The sequence below is a fragment of the Streptomyces krungchingensis genome, from assembly GCF_054729265.1.
The window spans coordinates 4,930,273-4,947,093 of record NZ_JBPUKY010000001.1; the positions used below are offsets into that span (position 1 = coordinate 4,930,273).

Here is a 16,821-nt window from a genome sequence, read left to right on the forward strand (position 1 = left end):
CACAACTTCATACGATCCACCGACAGAGCCCTCTCGACCGGCCCGCCGTCCTGGCCGAGGGGGCTCGGCTCTTTTCTCCCGCACCTGCTGATCCGAACGAAACCCCCTAGTGACCTGAGTCGTAGATTCGTCGTTGGTTGGGTGTGAGTCGTCCTGGACCGAAGATTCCGCCGTTGTCTGTGACCGATGCCCAGCGGGCTGTGCTTGAGGGGTGGGTGCGTCGGCGTTCGACAGCTCAGGCTCTGGCCCAGAGGTCCCGGATCGTGCTGGAGTGCGCCGAGGGTCATTCGATCGCGGAGGTGTCGCGCCGGCTGGGGGTCGCGGCGGACACGGTCCGCACCTGGCGACGGCGCTTCCTCGACCGTGGCCTGGAGGGCCTGCACGACGAGCCGCGTCCCGGCGTCCCGCGGAAGATCACCGACGCGGATGTCGAGCGGGTGATCGTCAAGACGCTCGAAGAGACGCCGAAGAACGCGACGCACTGGTCGACCCGGTCGATGGCAGCGGCGACCGGGATGTCGCAGTCGGCGATCTCCCGGATCTGGCGGGCGTTCGCCCTGGCCCCGCACCGCTCACAGACGTTCAAGCTGTCCACGGACCCGCTGTTCATCGACAAGGTCCGCGACGTGGTCGGTCTCTATCTGGACCCGCCGGAGAAGGCCCTGGTCCTCTGTGTGGACGAGAAATCGCAGATCCAGGCCCTGGACCGGTCCCAGCCGGTCCTGCCGATGATGCCCGGTGTTCCCGAACGCCGCAGCCACGACTACATCCGCGCCGGCACCACCACTCTGTTCGCGGCCCTGGAGGTGGCGACCGGCAAGGTCATCGGCTCCCTCCACCGCCGCCACCGGGCCGCCGAGTTCAAGAAGTTCCTCACCAAGCTCGACAGGGAAGTACCTGCCGGGCTTCAGGTGCACCTGATCCTCGACAACTACGCGACCCACAAGACGCCCGGCATCAAGAAGTGGCTGCTGGCCCACCCGCGGTTCCACCTCCACTTCACGCCGACCAGCGCGTCCTGGCTGAACCTGGTGGAACGGTGGTTCGGCGAGCTCACACAGAAGAAGCTCAAGCGCGGCGTCCACCGCTCCGTCCAGGCCCTCGAACGCGACATCCGGGCCTGGCTCGCCGACTGGAACGACCACCCCAAGCCTTTCGTCTGGACGAAGACAGCCGACGAGATCCTCGACAAACTCGCCGCCTACTGCCACCGAATCTCTGACTCAGGTCACTAGCGCAGCCGGTCCACGTACCTGTCCGTCCCCGGCACCGTGGGGATGAAGGGCGCGACCAGCTCCACCCTGCCGAGCGCCCCCGGGTCCGGGCCGCCGGCGGACGCGGCGGCCACCTCCGCGTCGAGCCCGGTGAAGTACTCCTCCCAGCAGTCCCGTGGGTCCGCCTCCAGGAACCACAGCAGCGTCAGCCGTGTGTCCACGCCCTCGACCTGCTTGACGTACGTCATCCGGTCGCCGGGCAGCGGGGTCGGGCTGAAGACGGTGACCATGGCGGCCGGCGAGCCCGCGAGGCGCCCTGGCAGGTGCCGGGAGCGCAGCCACTCCAGCAGTTCGGCGCGCCGCTCGGCGGACTCCGCGTCGACGACCTCCAGCACCAGCCCCGCGTACGGATGGTCCAGGGCGTGATGGTCGCGGGGACCCGCGGCGCCGTCGCGGTACACGGTGGCCTCGTGGTCCTGGAAGGCCGTGAAGACGTGCGTGCGGTCCTGGTAGACGCGGCCGTCACGGTTGAGCCGCTTGTTGATGCCGACGGTCCACTTCATGTGGTCGTCGTAACGGCCCTCGGTGACCCAGTACGTGGAGAGGTAGCAGCCGGCGGTGACCGGCTGGGCGACCGCCGACTTCTCCGGGTAGCGCAGCAGTTGGAGGTCGCGGGTGGCGACCCAGCGGCGGCCCGCGTACATCCAGGGCATCGCCATCGCGCCCGCGTAGTAGTGGTCGTCCTCGTACCAGCGGTTGTACGCGTACTCGTGGCCCGGGTGCGGTTCGACCATGGTGATCAGGGCATGGCCGGGACGGACGCCGTACGGGCCCACGGCGGCCAGTTCCGCGTACACCTCGCTGCGGGTCTGCTCACTCACGTCGCTCCCCTTCCTTCCTCCGGTCGACGCCCCTACTCTGACGCTCCGTCAGATGATGCGCCAGAGGTACGGCAACCGAAGGGGAGGCAGCGATGTCACTGCTCGCGGGCAGGACCGTCGTCGTGTCGGGCGTCGGGGCCGGACTCGGCCATCAGGTCGCGGCGGCGGTGGTGCGCGACGGGGGCCACGCGGTGCTCGGGGCGCGCACGGAGGCGAACCTCGCCAAGTCGGCGGCGGAGCTCGATCCGGACGGCTCGCACACGGCGTACCGGGCGACGGACATCACCGACGAGGGCCAGTGCGAGGCGCTGGCCGCGCTGGCGACGGAGCGGTTCGGGCGGATCGACGCGGTCGTCCATGTCGCCGCCTGGGACAGCTACTTCGGCGGCCTTCAGGACGCCGACTTCGCGACCTGGCAGTCGGTCATCGACGTGAATCTGCTGGGCACCCTGCGGATGACCCGAGCCTGTCTGCCCGCGCTCAAGGCGCGGGGCGGTTCGGTCGTCATCATCGGCACGCAGTCCTCGGTGGCCGCGCCGAGCCAGGTGCGCCAGGCGGCCTACGCGGCGTCGAAGGGCGCGCTGACGAGTGCGATGTACTCGCTCGCGCGGGAACTCGGACCGCACCGGATCCGGGTCAACACCGTGCTGCCCGGCTGGATGTGGGGGCCGCCCGTGGAGGCGTACGTGCAGTTCACGTCGCACACCGAGGGCGTGCCCGAGGCGGACGTGCTGCGGCGGCTCACCGAGCGGATGGCTCTGCCGGAGCTGGCCACGGACGGGGACGTGGCGGACGCCGCGGTGTTCCTGGCGTCCGACCGGGCACGGGCGATCACGGGGCAGTCGCTGCTCGTGAACGCCGGCGAACTCATGCGGTAGTCACTGCTGTCGTCCCTCCTTTCCCAGGCGTACGGGACCCGCATCCCGTACGGCTGTCGTCCGGTCGTCCTTCTTCGTGGGCTTCGTGGGTCCGCCGGTCTGGCGAAGTGCCCGCTCATCGTGTGGTCCACGTCACGAGCACGACAACAGCCCGACGGGTAAAGTAGACGTAAAATCGTTCTGCTTTCTGATCTGCGTTCATATCTGTGACCGCGAAAGGTCTTGACCGGCCGGTCGGACCAGCGGTTCAATCCCCGAAGTCCCCGCTCCCGCACGGGGGCGCCGCCCCAGCGCGTACTGGCGAAGTGCCGTCCGGTATCAGCAGGTTCACAAGGCGGACCCCTGGAGGGGGCACATGAACGGTCTCGACTGGGCCGTCCTGGTCGCGTACTTCGGCGTGATGACAGCGATCGGCGTCTGGTCCCACAAGCGTGTGGACGATGTCAGCGACTTCTTCACCGCGGGCGGCAAGATGCCGTGGTGGCTGTCGGGCATCTCGCACCACATGTCGGGCTACAGCGCGGTGATGTTCACCGGTTACGCCGGCATCGCGTACACGTACGGCATCACGTCGTACGTCACCTGGGCCCTGCCCATCGCCATCGGCGTCGCCATCGGCGCCAAGGCCTTCGCGCCCCGGCTCAACCGGCTGCGCTCGCGCCTGCACGTCGCCTCGCCCCTCGAATACCTCAAGGACCGCTACAACGTACCGACGCAGCAGGCACTCGCCTGGTCCGGCATCCTGCTGAAGATCGTCGACGTGGGCGCGAAGTGGGCCGCCATCGCGACCCTCCTCAGCGTCTTCACCGGCGTCACGCTCACCCAGGGCATCATCATCACCGGCGGCATCACGGCGGTGTACTGCACGATCGGCGGGCTGTGGGCCGACGCGCTCACCGAACTCGGCCAGTTCGTCATCCAGTTGCTGGCCGGCGTCGCCATGCTGGTCATCGCGCTGAACAAGATCTCCGACCAGGGCGGCCTGTCCAAGGCGCTGGACTCGCCGAAGCTCGACGGCCACGCGGACGGCTTCGCGGGCCCGTACCTCACCGTGTTCTTCATCGCGTACCTGTTCATCAAGCTGTTCGAGTACAACGGCGGCATGTGGAACCAGGCCCAGCGCTACATGGCCACCGGCAGCGCCAAGCAGGCCACGCGCTCGGCGTTCCTGTCCGCCGGACTGTGGTTCGTGTGGCCGGTCATCCTGTTCATCCCCATGTGGCTGTCGCCGCTGCTCGTCACCGCGAAGAAGCCCGACGGCTCCGACGCGTACGGCCTGATGACCGAACAGCTGCTGCCGCACGGCCTGCTGGGCCTGGTCGTCGTCGGCTTCTTCTCGCACACGATGGCCATGTGCTCCTCGGACGCCAACGCGATCGCCGCCGTGTTCACCCGGGACGTCGTCCCGGTGCTGTCGAAGGCCGCGCGGGCCTGGGACACCCGGACCGGGCTGATCGCGGGCCGCGTCACCACCGTCGCCTTCCTCGGCCTCTCGATGGCGGTGGCCACCCAGGTCAACTCCCCCACCTTCAAGGACATCATCACGGTCGTCATCAAGTGGGTGGCCGGCCTGATGGGCCCGATCGCGATCCCGTTCATCCTCGGACTGCTCCGCCCGTTCCGTAAGTCCGGTCCGACGGCGGCGCTGACCAGCTGGGCCTGCGGTCTGCTCGCGTTCTTCTTCGTCAACTACAACCTGGACTTCTCGCAGCGCACCGATGTGAAGCTGGAGTACCAGGTGGCCGTGCCGATGGCCATCTCCCTGATCCTGTACATCCTCATCGGCCACCTGCGGCCCGAGGACACCCCGGAGCGGGACGCGATCATCGAGAAGATCAACACGGACGACGACACCGGCGGCGCGGCGGCGGCGATCCCGGCGCCCGCCGGGGCGGCCGACGGCGTGGTGGGAACCCCGACGAAGGACTAGGGAGTGGGGGCGGCTCAGCCCCGGGGATACCGGGCGAGCCACCCGGGGGACGACCCGCCCGGCCCGTGCAGTGCGGGCCCCTGGGTCATCTCCATCGCGAAGTCGTCCGCGAGGACCAGCACGGTGGGACGGCCCTCCAGCTCGGCCAGCCAGGCCGGGGGGAGGGCCGTTTCGCCGTGCAGGGCGCCGAGCAGCCCGCCGGTGAGCGCCCCGGCGACACCGGACGGGCCGCCGTGGTTGACCGCGAGACGCAGCCCGTGCCGGATGTCCTCGCCGACCAGCGCGCAGTACACGGCGACCGCGAGCAGCCCCTCCGCGGTGGCGTTCCCGGCGAGTTCCTCCACCCGCCCCGGAGTCGGCATGCCCTGCCGGACGGCACCCAGCGCGTGCTGGAGCGCGTCCGTGACGGGCTGCTGTCCGGGCCGCGCGCCGAGCAGCCCGAGGGCCCGCTGCACGCCGGCGTCCAGGCTCTCGCCGCGGGCCAGCGCGTGCACGATCACGGCGTACGCACCCGCCGCCAGGTAGGCCGCCGGATGCCCGTGCGTCTGCGCGGCGCACTCCACGGCCAGCTGCATCACCAGCTGCGGCTCCCAGCCGACGAGCAGTCCGAAGGGCGCCGAGCGGGCCGCGGCCTCCGGGCCGGCCTCACCGGGGTTCTTCGGCGCGTCGAGCGTGCCCATGATCTCGTCGCCGAAGCCGAGCAGACAGGACCTGGCCGGGTCACGGCGCGCGTACAGCCATTCCTCGCGGGCCAGCCAGCCGTCGTCCTTGCGGCGCTCGTCGGGCCCCCAGTCGCTCTGGGTGGCGGCCCACCGGCGGTAGGCCCGGTGCAGGTCCGTCGGCGGATGCCAGGCTCCCGTGTCGCGCCGCACCTGGGCGCGGATCAGCCCGTCGACGCTGAACAGCGTGAGCTGCGTGAGATGGGTGACGGCGCCGCGTCTGCCGTACGCGGACGCCAGATCGGTGAGGCCCTCCGCGCCGTACGCCTCGCGGATCTCCTCCAGGCCGAGCCCCTCCAGCGGTGCGCCCAGCGCGTCGCCCACGGCCGCGCCCAGCAGCGTGCCGCGCACCCTGCTGCGAAAGTCCTGCTGCTCGGTACGGCCCCAGACGGCACCGGCTGTCGCACCCACCGAGACCTCCCAGGCACCGTCCGCACGTCCGACAGCTCAGCACTGTAATCGAACGCGAACGGTCGGTTGAGGTTCCGGATCCATATACGGGATGTGCTCCGAGTGGCCTCAAGTGATCGACTATGGGCGGCGTTCGGACGGCATGTCCCGTGATGCTCCCCGACGGCGGAAGCGGGTCACCGACGCACGCGCGTCCGCCCGCGCCGCCTTCACCGGCCGGCCCGTGCAGGCGTCCGGAGCGCGCTACGCCGTGCCGCCCTCCCCGGCACGCGAGGCGCGTGCCAGGATCTCCGCCCGGTGGCTGTGCGCCCACGCGTAGTCGGGCCTCAGGCCGAGGGCCCGGTCCAGGTCCGCGAGCGCCTCCTCGTGGCGTCCCAGCGCGCTGCGGGAGACGGCCCGGCTCGCGTACGCCGACGCGTACTCGGGGTCGAGCTCCACGGCGCGGTCGTAGTCGGCCAGCGCCTCGGCGTGCCGGCCCGCGACGCGGAGGGCGTCGCCCCGCTCGCAGACGCCCCACGCCCAGTCGGGTTGCACGGCGACGGCCCGGTCGAGGTCCGCCATCTGCCGGTCCTCCTCGCCGAGGGCGCGCCACACCCGGGCGCGGCGGGCCAGCGCCCATCCGTAGTCCGGTTTGAGTTCGAGCGCCCGCCCCAGATCCGCGAGGGCCGCGTCGAGTTCGCCGCGGCTCAGCCGGGTGGCCCCGCGGGAGGCCCAGGCGAAGTCCCGGGTGGGATCGAGGGCGATCCCGCGGTCCAGGTCGTCGAGCGCCGCGTCGTAGTCGCCGAGAACCCGGTGGTACTCGCCCCGGACGGCGAACGACCGTCCGTCGTCGGGCGACAGGGCCAGCGCCCGGTCCAGGCCGGCGATTCCGGCCGCGTAGTCACCCGCCTCGGCACGGGTCATGGCCCGGCTGCGATGGGCCCGCACCAGCCCGGGATCGAGGGCGATCGCCCGGTCGAACTCCGTCATCGCGCGCTCGTACGCCCCGCCGTGCCGCAGGACGCTGCCGCGCACCGCCCGGGCCAACGCCTCGGCGGGTGCGTCGAATCCGGCACGGTTCAGGAGCAGTTCCAGGGCGGCGGCCGTTCCGTCCTCGTCCAGCGCCCGGAGCAGGTCGCTCCCCAGGCGGGACGGCTCCTCCGCACCGGCGTCACGTCCCGCCTCCGCCAGCACACGCGCCCACTGCCGGGCAGGGACGTCGCCGGCGGCGCACGCGTCCACGACCTCGCGGAGCACGACCGGAAGCGCGGTCCGCGGCCTCGCGCACAGCAGGTGGTACGACTCGGCGAGCCGCAGCTCCCGCCACCCGTCGTGCGCCCACAGCCGGCCCCTGTCCTCTCCCGCCTCGGCCTCCTGCCGCCACCGGCCGAAGGTCTCCGCGAGGCGGCTGTGCCGTTCGGTCCAGCCGCGCGGCGAACGGAGGCGCTGCGAGCGGAGCATCGGCGCCCGTACGACGTCGTGGTACTGGATCCCCCCGCCGCGTTCGGTGACGAAGGGCAGACCGCGCAGCCAGTCGAACAGGGCGTCGGCCTCCTCGTCCGGGCAGTCCGCCGCCGCGCGGAAGACATCGGCGTCCAGTCGTCGGGGGAACGCGCAGTTCAGGGCGACGGCCCGGTGCACCGGGTCGTGTTCCCACTTCAGGAAGCGGTCCACGGCCGTGGCGCTCGGGTCGCCGACGTCGTCCGGATCGGCGGGGCGCGTCTCGGCGAGCGTCGAGACGAGGACCGGCAGCCGGCCGGTGACGCGGAGGATCTCCTCGACGACCGACTCCGCCACCACGCCCCTGCCCGCGAGCACTTCCCGCGCTTCCTGCTCCGTGAACGGCAACAGCGGCATCTCGGCCACGGAGTCGCCGCAGCCTCCCCAGCGCCCGGCGTCCAGCGGATTCCGTCCCGCGGTCACGACCACCACGTTCGCGGGCATCGCACCGTGGTCCCCGAGGGCCATCGTCGCGTGCAGCCAGGCGTCGAGGAACGGGCCGGTCCGCTCGTAGGTGTCGAAGAACAGCACCTGGCGCGGGGCACGGGCGGCAGCCCTGGTCAGTTCCTCCAGCAGGACCGGAGTGAGCACGTCCTCGGGCGACAGAAGGAGCCGTACGTCGTCCCGGCCGCGGAAGTGCGCGCTGAGTCCCGCCCGCACCTGGTCGGCCGCGCCCGCGAGGAGGGCCGGGTCGACGGCTCCGGCCAACGGGCCGACCCCGGGCACCATGCCGATCCCCACGAGACCCGCCCGCGCCAACGTCGTCCCGGCGGCGGAGGGCTCCGCCGGCGGGGACCCCTGCAGCACCGAGTCGGCCTCGTGACGCCGCTCGCGGTGTCTGGCGAGCAGCCGCTCCAGATCCTTGAACCGGCGCCCCTGGCGGGCGAACTGCGCGCAGATCGTCTCCAGCGCCTCGGGCACGCTGCCGGTGCTCTCGTCGACGTACGCGGTCAGCGCCCCGGCCTCCTGGGCGAGTTGCTGCAACTCCCGGACGAGAAAGGTCTTCCCGACTCCCGCGTTGCCGTGCACATGGAACAGGAAGCGGCGGCCCGGGTCCCGCAGCGGCACATCGAAGTTCGCCAGGAACGCCGCGCGTTCGGCACCGCGGCCCACGAACGCGAGCCGTCTGCGCGCCTCGATCAGCTCCTGCATCGACGGCACCGAACGCGCCCCAGGCATCCGTCGTCCTCCCGGCTCCCCCGGCGCACCACGCTCCGGACCCGCCCCCAGTCTGGCCCAACTCACCTACGGACGTCCGGCGGTGGGCCTAGCGGGAGAGCACGCCGGAACCGGGGTTCCGGCGCCGCAGGGCGTTTTCCCCTCACTCCAGCACCGGCAACAACTCCGGCAGATGCCCGTCCGACGCGGCGGCGGCCCGCTGCCGTTCCTCCGGCACCTCGCCGTACAGCGTCGTCCGGGGCCTGGCCGGGCGGCCCGCCGCGTCGGCCACCGCGATCAGGTCCTTGACCGACTTGTACGAGCCGTAGGACGACCCGGCCATGCGGGAGATGGTCTCCTCCATGAGGGTGCCGCCGAGGTCGTTGGCGCCGGAGCGCAGCATTTCGGCGGCTCCCTCGGTGCCGAGTTTGACCCAGCTGGTCTGGATGTTGGGGATGTGCGGGTGGAGCAGGAGACGGGCCATCGCCACCACGGCGCGGTTGTCGCGGGTGGTCGGGCCGGGGCGGGCGATGCCGGCCAGGTAGACGGGGGCGTTGGTGTGGATGAAGGGCAGCGTCACGAACTCCGTGAAGCCGCCGGTCTCCTGCTGGATGCGGGTGAGCGTGCGGAAGTGGCCGAGCCAGTGGCGGGGCTGGTCGACATGGCCGTACATCATCGTCGAGGACGAGCGGATGCCCAGCTCGTGCGCCGTCGTGACGACGTCGATCCATGTCGCCGCCGGCAGTTTGCCCTTCGTCAGCACCCAGCGGACCTCGTCGTCGAGGATCTCCGCGGCGGTGCCCGGGATCGAGTCGAGGCCCGCCTCCTTGGCGGCCGTGAGCCACTCCCGGACGGACAGGCCGGTGCGGGTGGCGCCGTTGACCACCTCCATCGGCGAGAAGGCGTGGACGTGCATGCCGGGGACCCGTTCCTTGACCGCCTTCGCGATGTCGAAGTAGGCGGTGCCGGGCAGGTCGGGGTGGATGCCGCCCTGCATGCAGACCTCGACGGCGCCGACGTCCCAGGCCTGGGCGGCGCGGTCCGCGACCTGTTCCAGCGACAGGGTGTACGCGTCGGCGTCCGTGCGGCGCTGGGCGAAGGCGCAGAAGCGGCAGCCGGTGTAGCAGACGTTCGTGAAGTTGATGTTCCGCGTGACGATGTAGGTGACGTCGTCGCCGACGGCGGACCGGCGGACGTCGTCGGCGACCCGGCAGAGCGCGTCGAGCGCGGCGCCGTCGGCGTGCAGCAGGGCGAGCGCCTCGGCGTCGGTGAGCTTCGTGGGGTCGTCGGCGGCGGTGGCCAGCGCCTGCCGTACGTCGGTGTCGATGCGCTCGGGCGCCATGCCGGGCGCCGCCGCCTCGCGCAGCGCCTCCCAGTCGCCGTACACCTCGTCGAAGTCGTCGCGCCGGTCGCCGGTGCGGCCCTCGGTGTCGATGGTGTGGTGCAGGTCGGTGCGTCCGGAGGAGACGAAGGCCTCCTCGGGCTCCTGCCACGGGTGTCCCTCGACGACCGCGTCGGGGCGGGCGAGGCCGGTCTCCGGGTCGGCGAGCGCCCGGACGTGCGGCAGCAGCCGCGGGTCCAGCCAGGGCTCGCCGCGGCGCACGAACTCCGGGTAGACGCAGAGGCGTTCGCGCAGTTCGAAGCCCTCGGTGGCCGAACGGGCGGCGAGTTCCTCGATCCGCGGCCAGGGCCGCTCCGGGTTCACGTGGTCGATGGTCAGCGGCGAGACGCCGCCCCAGTCGTCGATGCCCGCGCCGATGAGCCGTCCGTACTCGCTGTCGACGAGGTTCGGCGGGGCCTGGAGGCAGGCCGACGGGCCCATGATGTGCCGGGCCACGGCGACCGCGGCCACCAGTTCGTCGAGTTCCGCGTCCGGCATGCCGCGCATCGCGGTGTCCGGCTTGGCGCGGAAGTTCTGGATGATCAGCTCCTGGATGCCGTGGTACGACCGCGACACCCGGCGCAGCGCGAACAGCGACTCGGCGCGCTCCTCGTACGTCTCCCCGATGCCGATGAGCAGTCCGCTGGTGAAGGGGACGGAGGAGCGGCCGGCGTCCTCCAGGACCCGCAGTCTGACGGCGGGTTCCTTGTCGGGGGAGCCGTGGTGCGGGCCGCCGGGCTCGCTCCACAGCCGGGTCGCGGTGGTCTCCAGCATCATGCCCATCGACGGGGCCACCGGCTTGAGCCGCTGGAAGTCCGTCCAGGACATCACTCCCGGGTTGAGGTGCGGGAGCAGGCCGGTCTCCTCCAGGATGCGGATGGAGATGGCCCGTACGTAGGCGATCGTGTCGTCGTAGCCGTGGGCGTCCAGCCATTCCCGGGCCTCGGGCCAGCGGTCCTCGGGCTTGTCGCCGAGGGTGATCAGGGCTTCCTTGCAGCCGAGTTCGGCGCCGCGGCGGGCGACGTCGAGCACTTCGTCGGGGGACATGAACATCCCGTGGCCCGCGCGGCGCAGCTTGCCGGGGACCGTGACGAAGGTGCAGTAGTGGCATTTGTCCCGACACAGGCGGGTCAGCGGGATGAAGACGCTCTTCGAGTACGTGATGACGCCCGGGCGGCCCGCCGCCTGGAGTCCCGCGTCGCGCACGCGCGCGGCGGACGCGGCCAGGTCGTCGAGGTCGGCGCCGCGCGCCTGGAGGAGAACCGCCGCCTCACCGACGTCGAGCGCGACGCCGTCGCGGGCGCGCCTGAGGGCGCGCCGCATGGAGTTCGCCGTCGGCCCGGTCCCGGACGTCGCGGGAGTCGTGGGCCCGGTTCCGGGAGTCTCGGAAGTCGTCATCCTTCGAGCATACGATCGCCGTGATCAGGCCCAGCAGGCCCCGCGCACAATCCCGGTCCGTCCGGGGGCGTCGTCTGCGTGCAAACCGCCGATCCCCTTCCCGTGCAACGGCGTTCACGGCCGGACAGCAGGGTTGCTCCTGCCACCCCCGCGCCACACCATGGCAGTCAATGTCATGCCACTGTCATGCTCGACACCCCTGGGAGCAGCAGCATGTGCGAGGACGACCACGGAAACGGGATGGGCAGACGCGCCCTGTTCGTGACGGGCGCCGCCGCGGCGCTTACGTTGGGAAGCGTGACCTTCGCGAGCGGCGCCGACGCGGCCGACGGCTCCGGCACCCCGGCGGGCGGTTCGGAGACCCGCACGGTGCGCGGCACCCTGCCCACCGGTTCGCCCGACTTCGTGTACCTGCCGGTCGAAGTGCCGCGCGGCGTTCGGGAGATCAGGGTCGCGTACACCTACGAGAGGCCGTCCGTGCCGGCCGGCACCGCGGGCAACGCCCTGGACATCGGCATCTTCGACGAGCGCGGCACCGCGCCGGGCGGCCGGGGTTTCCGCGGCTGGTCGGGCGGGGCGCGCACCGAGTTCTTCCTGCGCGGCGACGACGCCACCCCCGGGTACCTCCCCGGCCCGGTCCGCGCCGGCACCTGGCACATCGCGCTCGGCCCCTACACGGTGGCCCCGCAGGGACTGGCGTACGAGGTCACCATCACCCTCACCTACGGCGAGCAGGCCCCGACCCCCGAGCCGGTCTACCCGCCGGAGCGCGCGAAGGGCCGCGGCCGGGACTGGTACCGCGGCGACTGCCATCTGCACTCCTGGTACTCGGACGGCCGCCGCACACCGGCCGAGATCGCCGCGCTGGCCCGCGCCGCCGGTCTCGACTTCATCAACACCTCGGACCACAACACCCACTCCTCGCACCCCCATTGGGCGGACCAGGCGGGCGACGACCTGCTGATCATGCTCGGTGAGGAGGTCACCACCCGCAACGGCCACGTGGTGGCCCTCGGCACCGACCCCGGCACCTTCGTCGACTGGCGCTACCGCGCCCGGGACAACCGCTTCGGCCGGTACGCACGGCAGATCCGGGGTGCCGGGGGCCTCGTCGTGCCCGCCCACCCGCACGCCACCTGCGTCGGCTGCGCCTGGAAGTTCGGCTTCGGGGAGGCGGACGCGGTCGAGGTGTGGAACGGCCCGTACACGCCCGACGACGAGGTCGCCCTGGCCGACTGGGACGGCATGCTGGTCGCCTCCGTGCGCTCCGGGCGCGACTGGATCCCCGCGATGGGCAACAGCGACGCGCACCGCGACCCCGACCCGGTCGGCACGCCGCAGACCGTCGTCCTCGCCGACGACCTGACGCGCGAGGCCGTCCAGGACGGCCTCCGCGCGGGCCGCTCGTACGTGGCCGAGTCGAAGACGGTCTCGCTGTCCTTCACGGCGTCCGGCGGCCGGGGCGAGCACGCGGGCATCGGCGAACGGCTGCACGTGGACCGGGAGACCCCGGTCACCGTGCGTCTGGAGGCCACCGGCGTCCCCCGCTGCACGGTCCGCTTCGTCACCGACCAGGGCGTCCTGTTCACCAGCGCCCCGCTGCCGGTGTCCGGCTCGGGCACGGTCGAGTGGCGCACCACGGCCTCCTACGCGGCGTACGTACGGGCCGAGGTGCGGCACGAGGTGGCGGCCGGTCCGCTGCCGGGGGCCCTCGCCGCGTTCACCAACCCCATCTTCCTGGGGGCGTCCGGGGCCGCGGACGGCTGAGCCGGCCCCTCAGGCGCTGAGGGCCTGCATCACGACCAGGAGGAGCACCAGCACGCCCAGCCCGGCCCCGCCCGCCTTCGCACCGCCCCGGGGCAGGAAGATCCCGAGGACCGTGCCGAGGGTGACGAGCGGTACGGCTCCCTGCGCGACGGCGACCAGCGCGTCGCCGTGGCGCGGGGTCCGGACGCCGTCCTGGCATGCCTCGCACGCGATGGCGAGCAGCGGCCCGAACACGCCGACGAGGGCGCCGGTCAACAGCACCAGCAGCGCGAGCGCGGTCAGTCCGGCCCATGCGGCGGGGGTGCGCCGTGCCTCGGTGACGGGTTCCGCGGGTGCGCCGGAGCCTTTCGTGTGATCCATGCCCCGACGCTATGGAGCCCGGCCCGCGCCGGACATCCGTGCGCGTACTCAGTCCGCCCCGGTGCTCGGGCTCAGGACCGCCGTCCGCCCGACGGCCCGCCAGCCGGGCCGGTGTCGTCCGGGGGCGTGTTGGAGAGCCGGTCGAGCCACTCTCCGAGCAGGCCCGTCTCGGCGGGGGTGAGGGCCGGGCTCGGGGACTGGCACAGGAGCGCGCCGAGGCGGGCGGCGGTCGCGGGGACCTGCGGCCCCTCCGCCCCGTCCGCGGCCGGCGTACGGGGCTCGGCCGCGTCCGGGGTGAAGACCACGGCGTGCACGGCGTCCCGGACCCGTCGGGACAGGGACGCGTCGGTGAAGCTCGCCGGGCGGGACACCAGCATCAGCGCGACCCCGACGTTGGCGGACATGATCATCTGGGCGGCGAGCTCGGGGGCGAGACGCAGCCTGCCCTGCTCGGCGGCGCGCCGCAGGTCCGACGTGAGGATCTCGTGGGACTCCACGGCCGCGGCCGGGGGCGTGCGCATGACCGGGGAGTTCATGAGCCGGTAGAGGTTCGGGTTGCGCAGGGCGAACTCGGTGTGGGTGTCCCAGCCGTCGCGCAGGTCCTGGAGCGGGTCCGTGCCGGGGCGGCGATCACGTTTGGTCGCCAGGTACTGCTCCCAGCCGTGGTCGACGACCGCGGACAGCATGCCTTCCTTGTCCCCGAAGTGACGGTAGAGCGCCGGGGCGCCGACTCCGGCGGCCTCGCAGACCGCCCGGGTCGAGACGTCCCCGTCCGGTGACTCGGCGACCAGCGCGGCCGCCACTTCGAGGATGCGTGCTTTGGTACTCACGCCAGGGACGCTATCCGAGGCCGCGGTGGCGGCGGTGCGGGTGCTCACGCCGCCGTCCCCCGCGGGGCGAGCAGGTCGCCCAGGCCGATCCGGGTCAGGAACTCTTCGCGGATGCGGTCCGCGACCAGGCTGACCTCCTCCGACCCGTCGTCCGCGGGGTCGACATGGACGCGGAACGGCCGCTCGCCGTGCGGGGTGTCGACGACCTCGACGACGGCGTCGGCGACCAGGGAGGCGTCGGCGTCGGCCGGGGCGAGGTCGGCGAGCCGCCGCGCGACCTGCTCCGTCAGCGCGCCGTAGCGCTTCTCGTACGCCGGCAGCACGGTCCGCTCGGCGGGGTGACCGCCCGTCGCGAAGTGGTCGGTGCCCGAGGTGAAGGCGCCCGGTACCACGATGGTCGTCTCGATGCCGAAGCGGGCCAGCTCGGCGGCGTAGGACACGGCGAGCGCGTCCATCGCGGCCTTGGCGGCGAAGTACGGCGCGAGGTACGGCGGGGTGCCGCCCCTGCTGGACGTGGAGCCGATCCACAGCAGCAGGCCGTGTTCCCGGGCGCGCAGGTGCGGCAGCGCGGCCCGGTTGACGCGCTGGGTGCCGAGGACGTTCGTGTCGTAGACCGCGGCCAGTTCTTCGGGGGTGAAGGCCTCCGCGGGACCGGTCACCATGTGGCCCGCGTTGTGGACGATCACGTCGAGGCCGCCCGCCTCGGCGAGGACGCAGGCCACGGCCGCGTCGGCCGACTCCTGGGAGAGGACGTCGAGTTCGACCGTGCGCAGGTCCACGCCGTGCTCCGCGGCATGGGCCGCCGCCCGGGCGACGCGGTCCGCGTTGCGTCCCCGCGTGTCGCGCATCGCGGCGTAGACCGTGTGCCCGGCGCGGGCGAGCGCGCGGGCGGACAGGGCGCCGAAGCCGCTGCCGGCGCCGGTGATGAGGATCGTCTTCTTGCTCATGTCGGAACTCCTGGGGTGAGGGACGGGCGGGCGGCGGGGCGGCGTCAGATGATGCCGCCGTTGGCGCGGACCACCTGGCCGTTGACCCAGTGCCCGGCGGGCGAGGCGATGAAGGCGACGAGGGAGGCGATGTCCTCGGGGGTGCCGAGGCGCTCCAGCGGCGGCTGGGCGGCCATCCAGGCGATGGTCTCCTCGTCCTTGCCGTCCAGGAACAGCTCGGTGGCGGTCGGCCCGGGGGCCACGGCATTGACGGTGACGTCCCGGCCGCGCAGCTCTCGGGCCAGGATCAGCGTCATCGCCTCGACCGCGCCCTTGGAGGCGGCGTACGCGGTGTAGCCGGGCAGGGCGAGGCCGAGCACGGAGCTGGAGATGTTGACGAGCGCGCCGCCCTCGCGCAGCCGGCGTGCGGCCTGCTGGTCGACGACGAACGTGCCGCGGACGTTGGTGCGGTGCATCCGGTCGAGGACGTCGAGGTCGAGGTCCACGAGCGGGGCCAGGGTCATCGACCCGGCGGCGTGCACGACGACGTCGACGCCGCCGAAGGCCAGCTCGGCCGCGTCGAACAGGCCGGCCACCGCGGACTCGTCGGCCACGTCGGCGCGGACGGCGATCGCCCGCCCGCCCGCTTCGGTGATCGCGAGGACGGCCTTGTCCGCCTCCGTGCCGTTGCTCGCGTAGTTCACGACGACGGCGTACCCCTGGGCGGCGAGCCGCTCGGCGGTCTCCCGGCCGATGCCGCGTGATCCGCCGGTGACGATCGCGACGCGGGGGAAGGCTGCGGCCGGCTCCTGCTGCTCGCTCATGGCATTGCTCCTTGGCGTGACGGTGGTAGCGGTGTTCCGCTCCCGACAGAAGCAACGCTAACACCGATGGAGTAGCAGCGCTACCCCTGATTCGTAGCATCGCTACGGAGCGCCGATACGGCGGCACATTTGCTCGGCGGCGCACGGCGGCTCGCGGTGGCGCGGGGCGGGGTGGGGAACGGCCCGCCAGGCCGCTCCCACCCCGCCCCCGATAGGGTCGACCGGACCGAGCGGGAGAAGCCCTCATGTCGCGCTACCTCGACACCAAGCACCGGGCCGTCACGACGTTCCAGCGGCGGATCGGCAACCCGCTGCTGAAGCGGTTGCCGTGGCAGACCCTGCTGGAGACCACCGGACGCGTCTCGGGGCTGCCGCGCCGGACCCCGGTCGGCGGGCGCCGCGTCGGCGACTCGTTCTGGCTCGTCTCCGAGTTCGGCGACAAGTCCCAGTACGTACGGAACATCGAGGCCGACCCGCGGGTCCGGGTCCGCCTCCGGGGCCGCTGGCACCACGGCACCGCCCATCCGCTCCCCGACGACGACCCGCGGGCCCGCCTCGGACTGCTGCCGCGCATGAACAGCGCCGCCGTCCGCGCCCTCGGCACCCGGCTGCTGACCGTCCGGGTCGACCTGACCGACTGACCGTCCGGGCCGACCTCACCGACT

General features: G+C 72.5%; 13 protein-coding genes. 5 read left to right on the forward strand and 8 right to left on the reverse strand.

Annotated elements, in window-relative coordinates; translation table 11 throughout:
* Nucleotides 1-137 precede the first annotated feature (137 nt).
* Nucleotides 138-1,235: an IS630 family transposase gene (locus tag ACSYGO_RS21665; protein WP_460387146.1), complete on the forward strand. Its 1,098-nt coding sequence runs from the start codon at nucleotides 138-140 to the stop codon at nucleotides 1,233-1,235.
* On the opposite strand, the gene ACSYGO_RS21670 is transcribed toward ACSYGO_RS21665, so the two are convergent.
* Entirely contained in the window at nucleotides 1,232-2,095 is an 864-nt protein-coding gene (locus tag ACSYGO_RS21670; protein WP_432186179.1) for a hypothetical protein, read from the reverse strand. The two genes, ACSYGO_RS21665 and ACSYGO_RS21670, sit on opposite strands and share 4 nt — an antisense overlap.
* A gap of 92 nt (nucleotides 2,096-2,187) precedes the next feature.
* Here ACSYGO_RS21670 and ACSYGO_RS21675 point away from each other — a divergent pair, with 92 nt between their 5' ends.
* Together ACSYGO_RS21675 and ACSYGO_RS21680 are read left to right on the forward strand one after the other, a co-directional pair.
* Nucleotides 2,188-2,973 (forward strand): SDR family oxidoreductase, encoded by a 786-nt coding sequence (locus ACSYGO_RS21675; RefSeq protein WP_432172615.1) that lies wholly within the window; start codon nucleotides 2,188-2,190, stop codon nucleotides 2,971-2,973.
* A 355-nt stretch (nucleotides 2,974-3,328) separates the two neighbouring features.
* On the forward strand, nucleotides 3,329-4,903 hold the full coding sequence (locus ACSYGO_RS21680) for a sodium:solute symporter family protein (protein WP_426677595.1): 1,575 nt from the start codon (nucleotides 3,329-3,331) through the stop codon (nucleotides 4,901-4,903).
* Between the two features lie 14 nt (nucleotides 4,904-4,917).
* Here the strand turns inward: ACSYGO_RS21680 and ACSYGO_RS21685 are convergent, their stop codons facing one another.
* The 3 genes from ACSYGO_RS21685 to ACSYGO_RS21695 all read right to left on the reverse strand — a co-directional run bounded on the left by ACSYGO_RS21685 (nucleotide 4,918) and on the right by ACSYGO_RS21695 (nucleotide 11,449).
* A complete protein-coding gene (locus ACSYGO_RS21685; protein WP_426677594.1) occupies nucleotides 4,918-6,033 on the reverse strand; it encodes an ADP-ribosylglycohydrolase family protein in 1,116 nt (371 codons plus the stop codon).
* A gap of 243 nt (nucleotides 6,034-6,276) precedes the next feature.
* On the reverse strand, nucleotides 6,277-8,691 hold the full coding sequence (locus ACSYGO_RS21690; RefSeq protein WP_460387289.1) for a tetratricopeptide repeat protein: 2,415 nt from the start codon (nucleotides 8,689-8,691) through the stop codon (nucleotides 6,277-6,279).
* A 142-nt stretch (nucleotides 8,692-8,833) separates the two neighbouring features.
* Nucleotides 8,834-11,449, reverse strand: coding sequence for a bifunctional FO biosynthesis protein CofGH (locus tag ACSYGO_RS21695; RefSeq protein ID WP_460387291.1), 2,616 nt, complete (start codon nucleotides 11,447-11,449; stop codon nucleotides 8,834-8,836).
* A gap of 213 nt (nucleotides 11,450-11,662) precedes the next feature.
* On the opposite strand from ACSYGO_RS21695, the gene ACSYGO_RS21700 reads away from it, so the two are divergent.
* Nucleotides 11,663-13,216 carry a CehA/McbA family metallohydrolase gene (locus ACSYGO_RS21700; protein WP_432172642.1) on the forward strand — a complete coding sequence of 518 codons (1,554 nt, stop codon included), beginning with the start codon at nucleotides 11,663-11,665 and terminating at the stop codon, nucleotides 13,214-13,216.
* Between the two features lie 9 nt (nucleotides 13,217-13,225).
* Here ACSYGO_RS21700 and ACSYGO_RS21705 read toward each other — a convergent pair whose 3' ends face one another.
* The 4 genes from ACSYGO_RS21705 to ACSYGO_RS21720 all read right to left on the reverse strand — a co-directional run bounded on the left by ACSYGO_RS21705 (nucleotide 13,226) and on the right by ACSYGO_RS21720 (nucleotide 16,156).
* On the reverse strand, nucleotides 13,226-13,576 hold the full coding sequence (locus ACSYGO_RS21705; RefSeq protein ID WP_432172612.1) for a hypothetical protein: 351 nt from the start codon (nucleotides 13,574-13,576) through the stop codon (nucleotides 13,226-13,228).
* A gap of 71 nt (nucleotides 13,577-13,647) precedes the next feature.
* Entirely contained in the window at nucleotides 13,648-14,406 is a 759-nt protein-coding gene (locus ACSYGO_RS21710; RefSeq protein WP_460387293.1) for a TetR/AcrR family transcriptional regulator, read from the reverse strand.
* A gap of 44 nt (nucleotides 14,407-14,450) precedes the next feature.
* Nucleotides 14,451-15,353, reverse strand: a complete 903-nt coding sequence (locus ACSYGO_RS21715) for an SDR family NAD(P)-dependent oxidoreductase (protein WP_432172611.1) — start codon at nucleotides 15,351-15,353, stop codon at nucleotides 14,451-14,453.
* Between the two features lie 44 nt (nucleotides 15,354-15,397).
* Entirely contained in the window at nucleotides 15,398-16,156 is a 759-nt protein-coding gene (locus ACSYGO_RS21720; RefSeq protein ID WP_432172610.1) for an SDR family oxidoreductase, read from the reverse strand.
* A 245-nt stretch (nucleotides 16,157-16,401) separates the two neighbouring features.
* On the opposite strand from ACSYGO_RS21720, the gene ACSYGO_RS21725 reads away from it, so the two are divergent.
* On the forward strand, nucleotides 16,402-16,797 hold the full coding sequence (locus ACSYGO_RS21725) for a nitroreductase/quinone reductase family protein (protein ID WP_432186173.1): 396 nt from the start codon (nucleotides 16,402-16,404) through the stop codon (nucleotides 16,795-16,797).
* The last annotated feature ends 24 nt before the right edge of the window (nucleotides 16,798-16,821 follow it).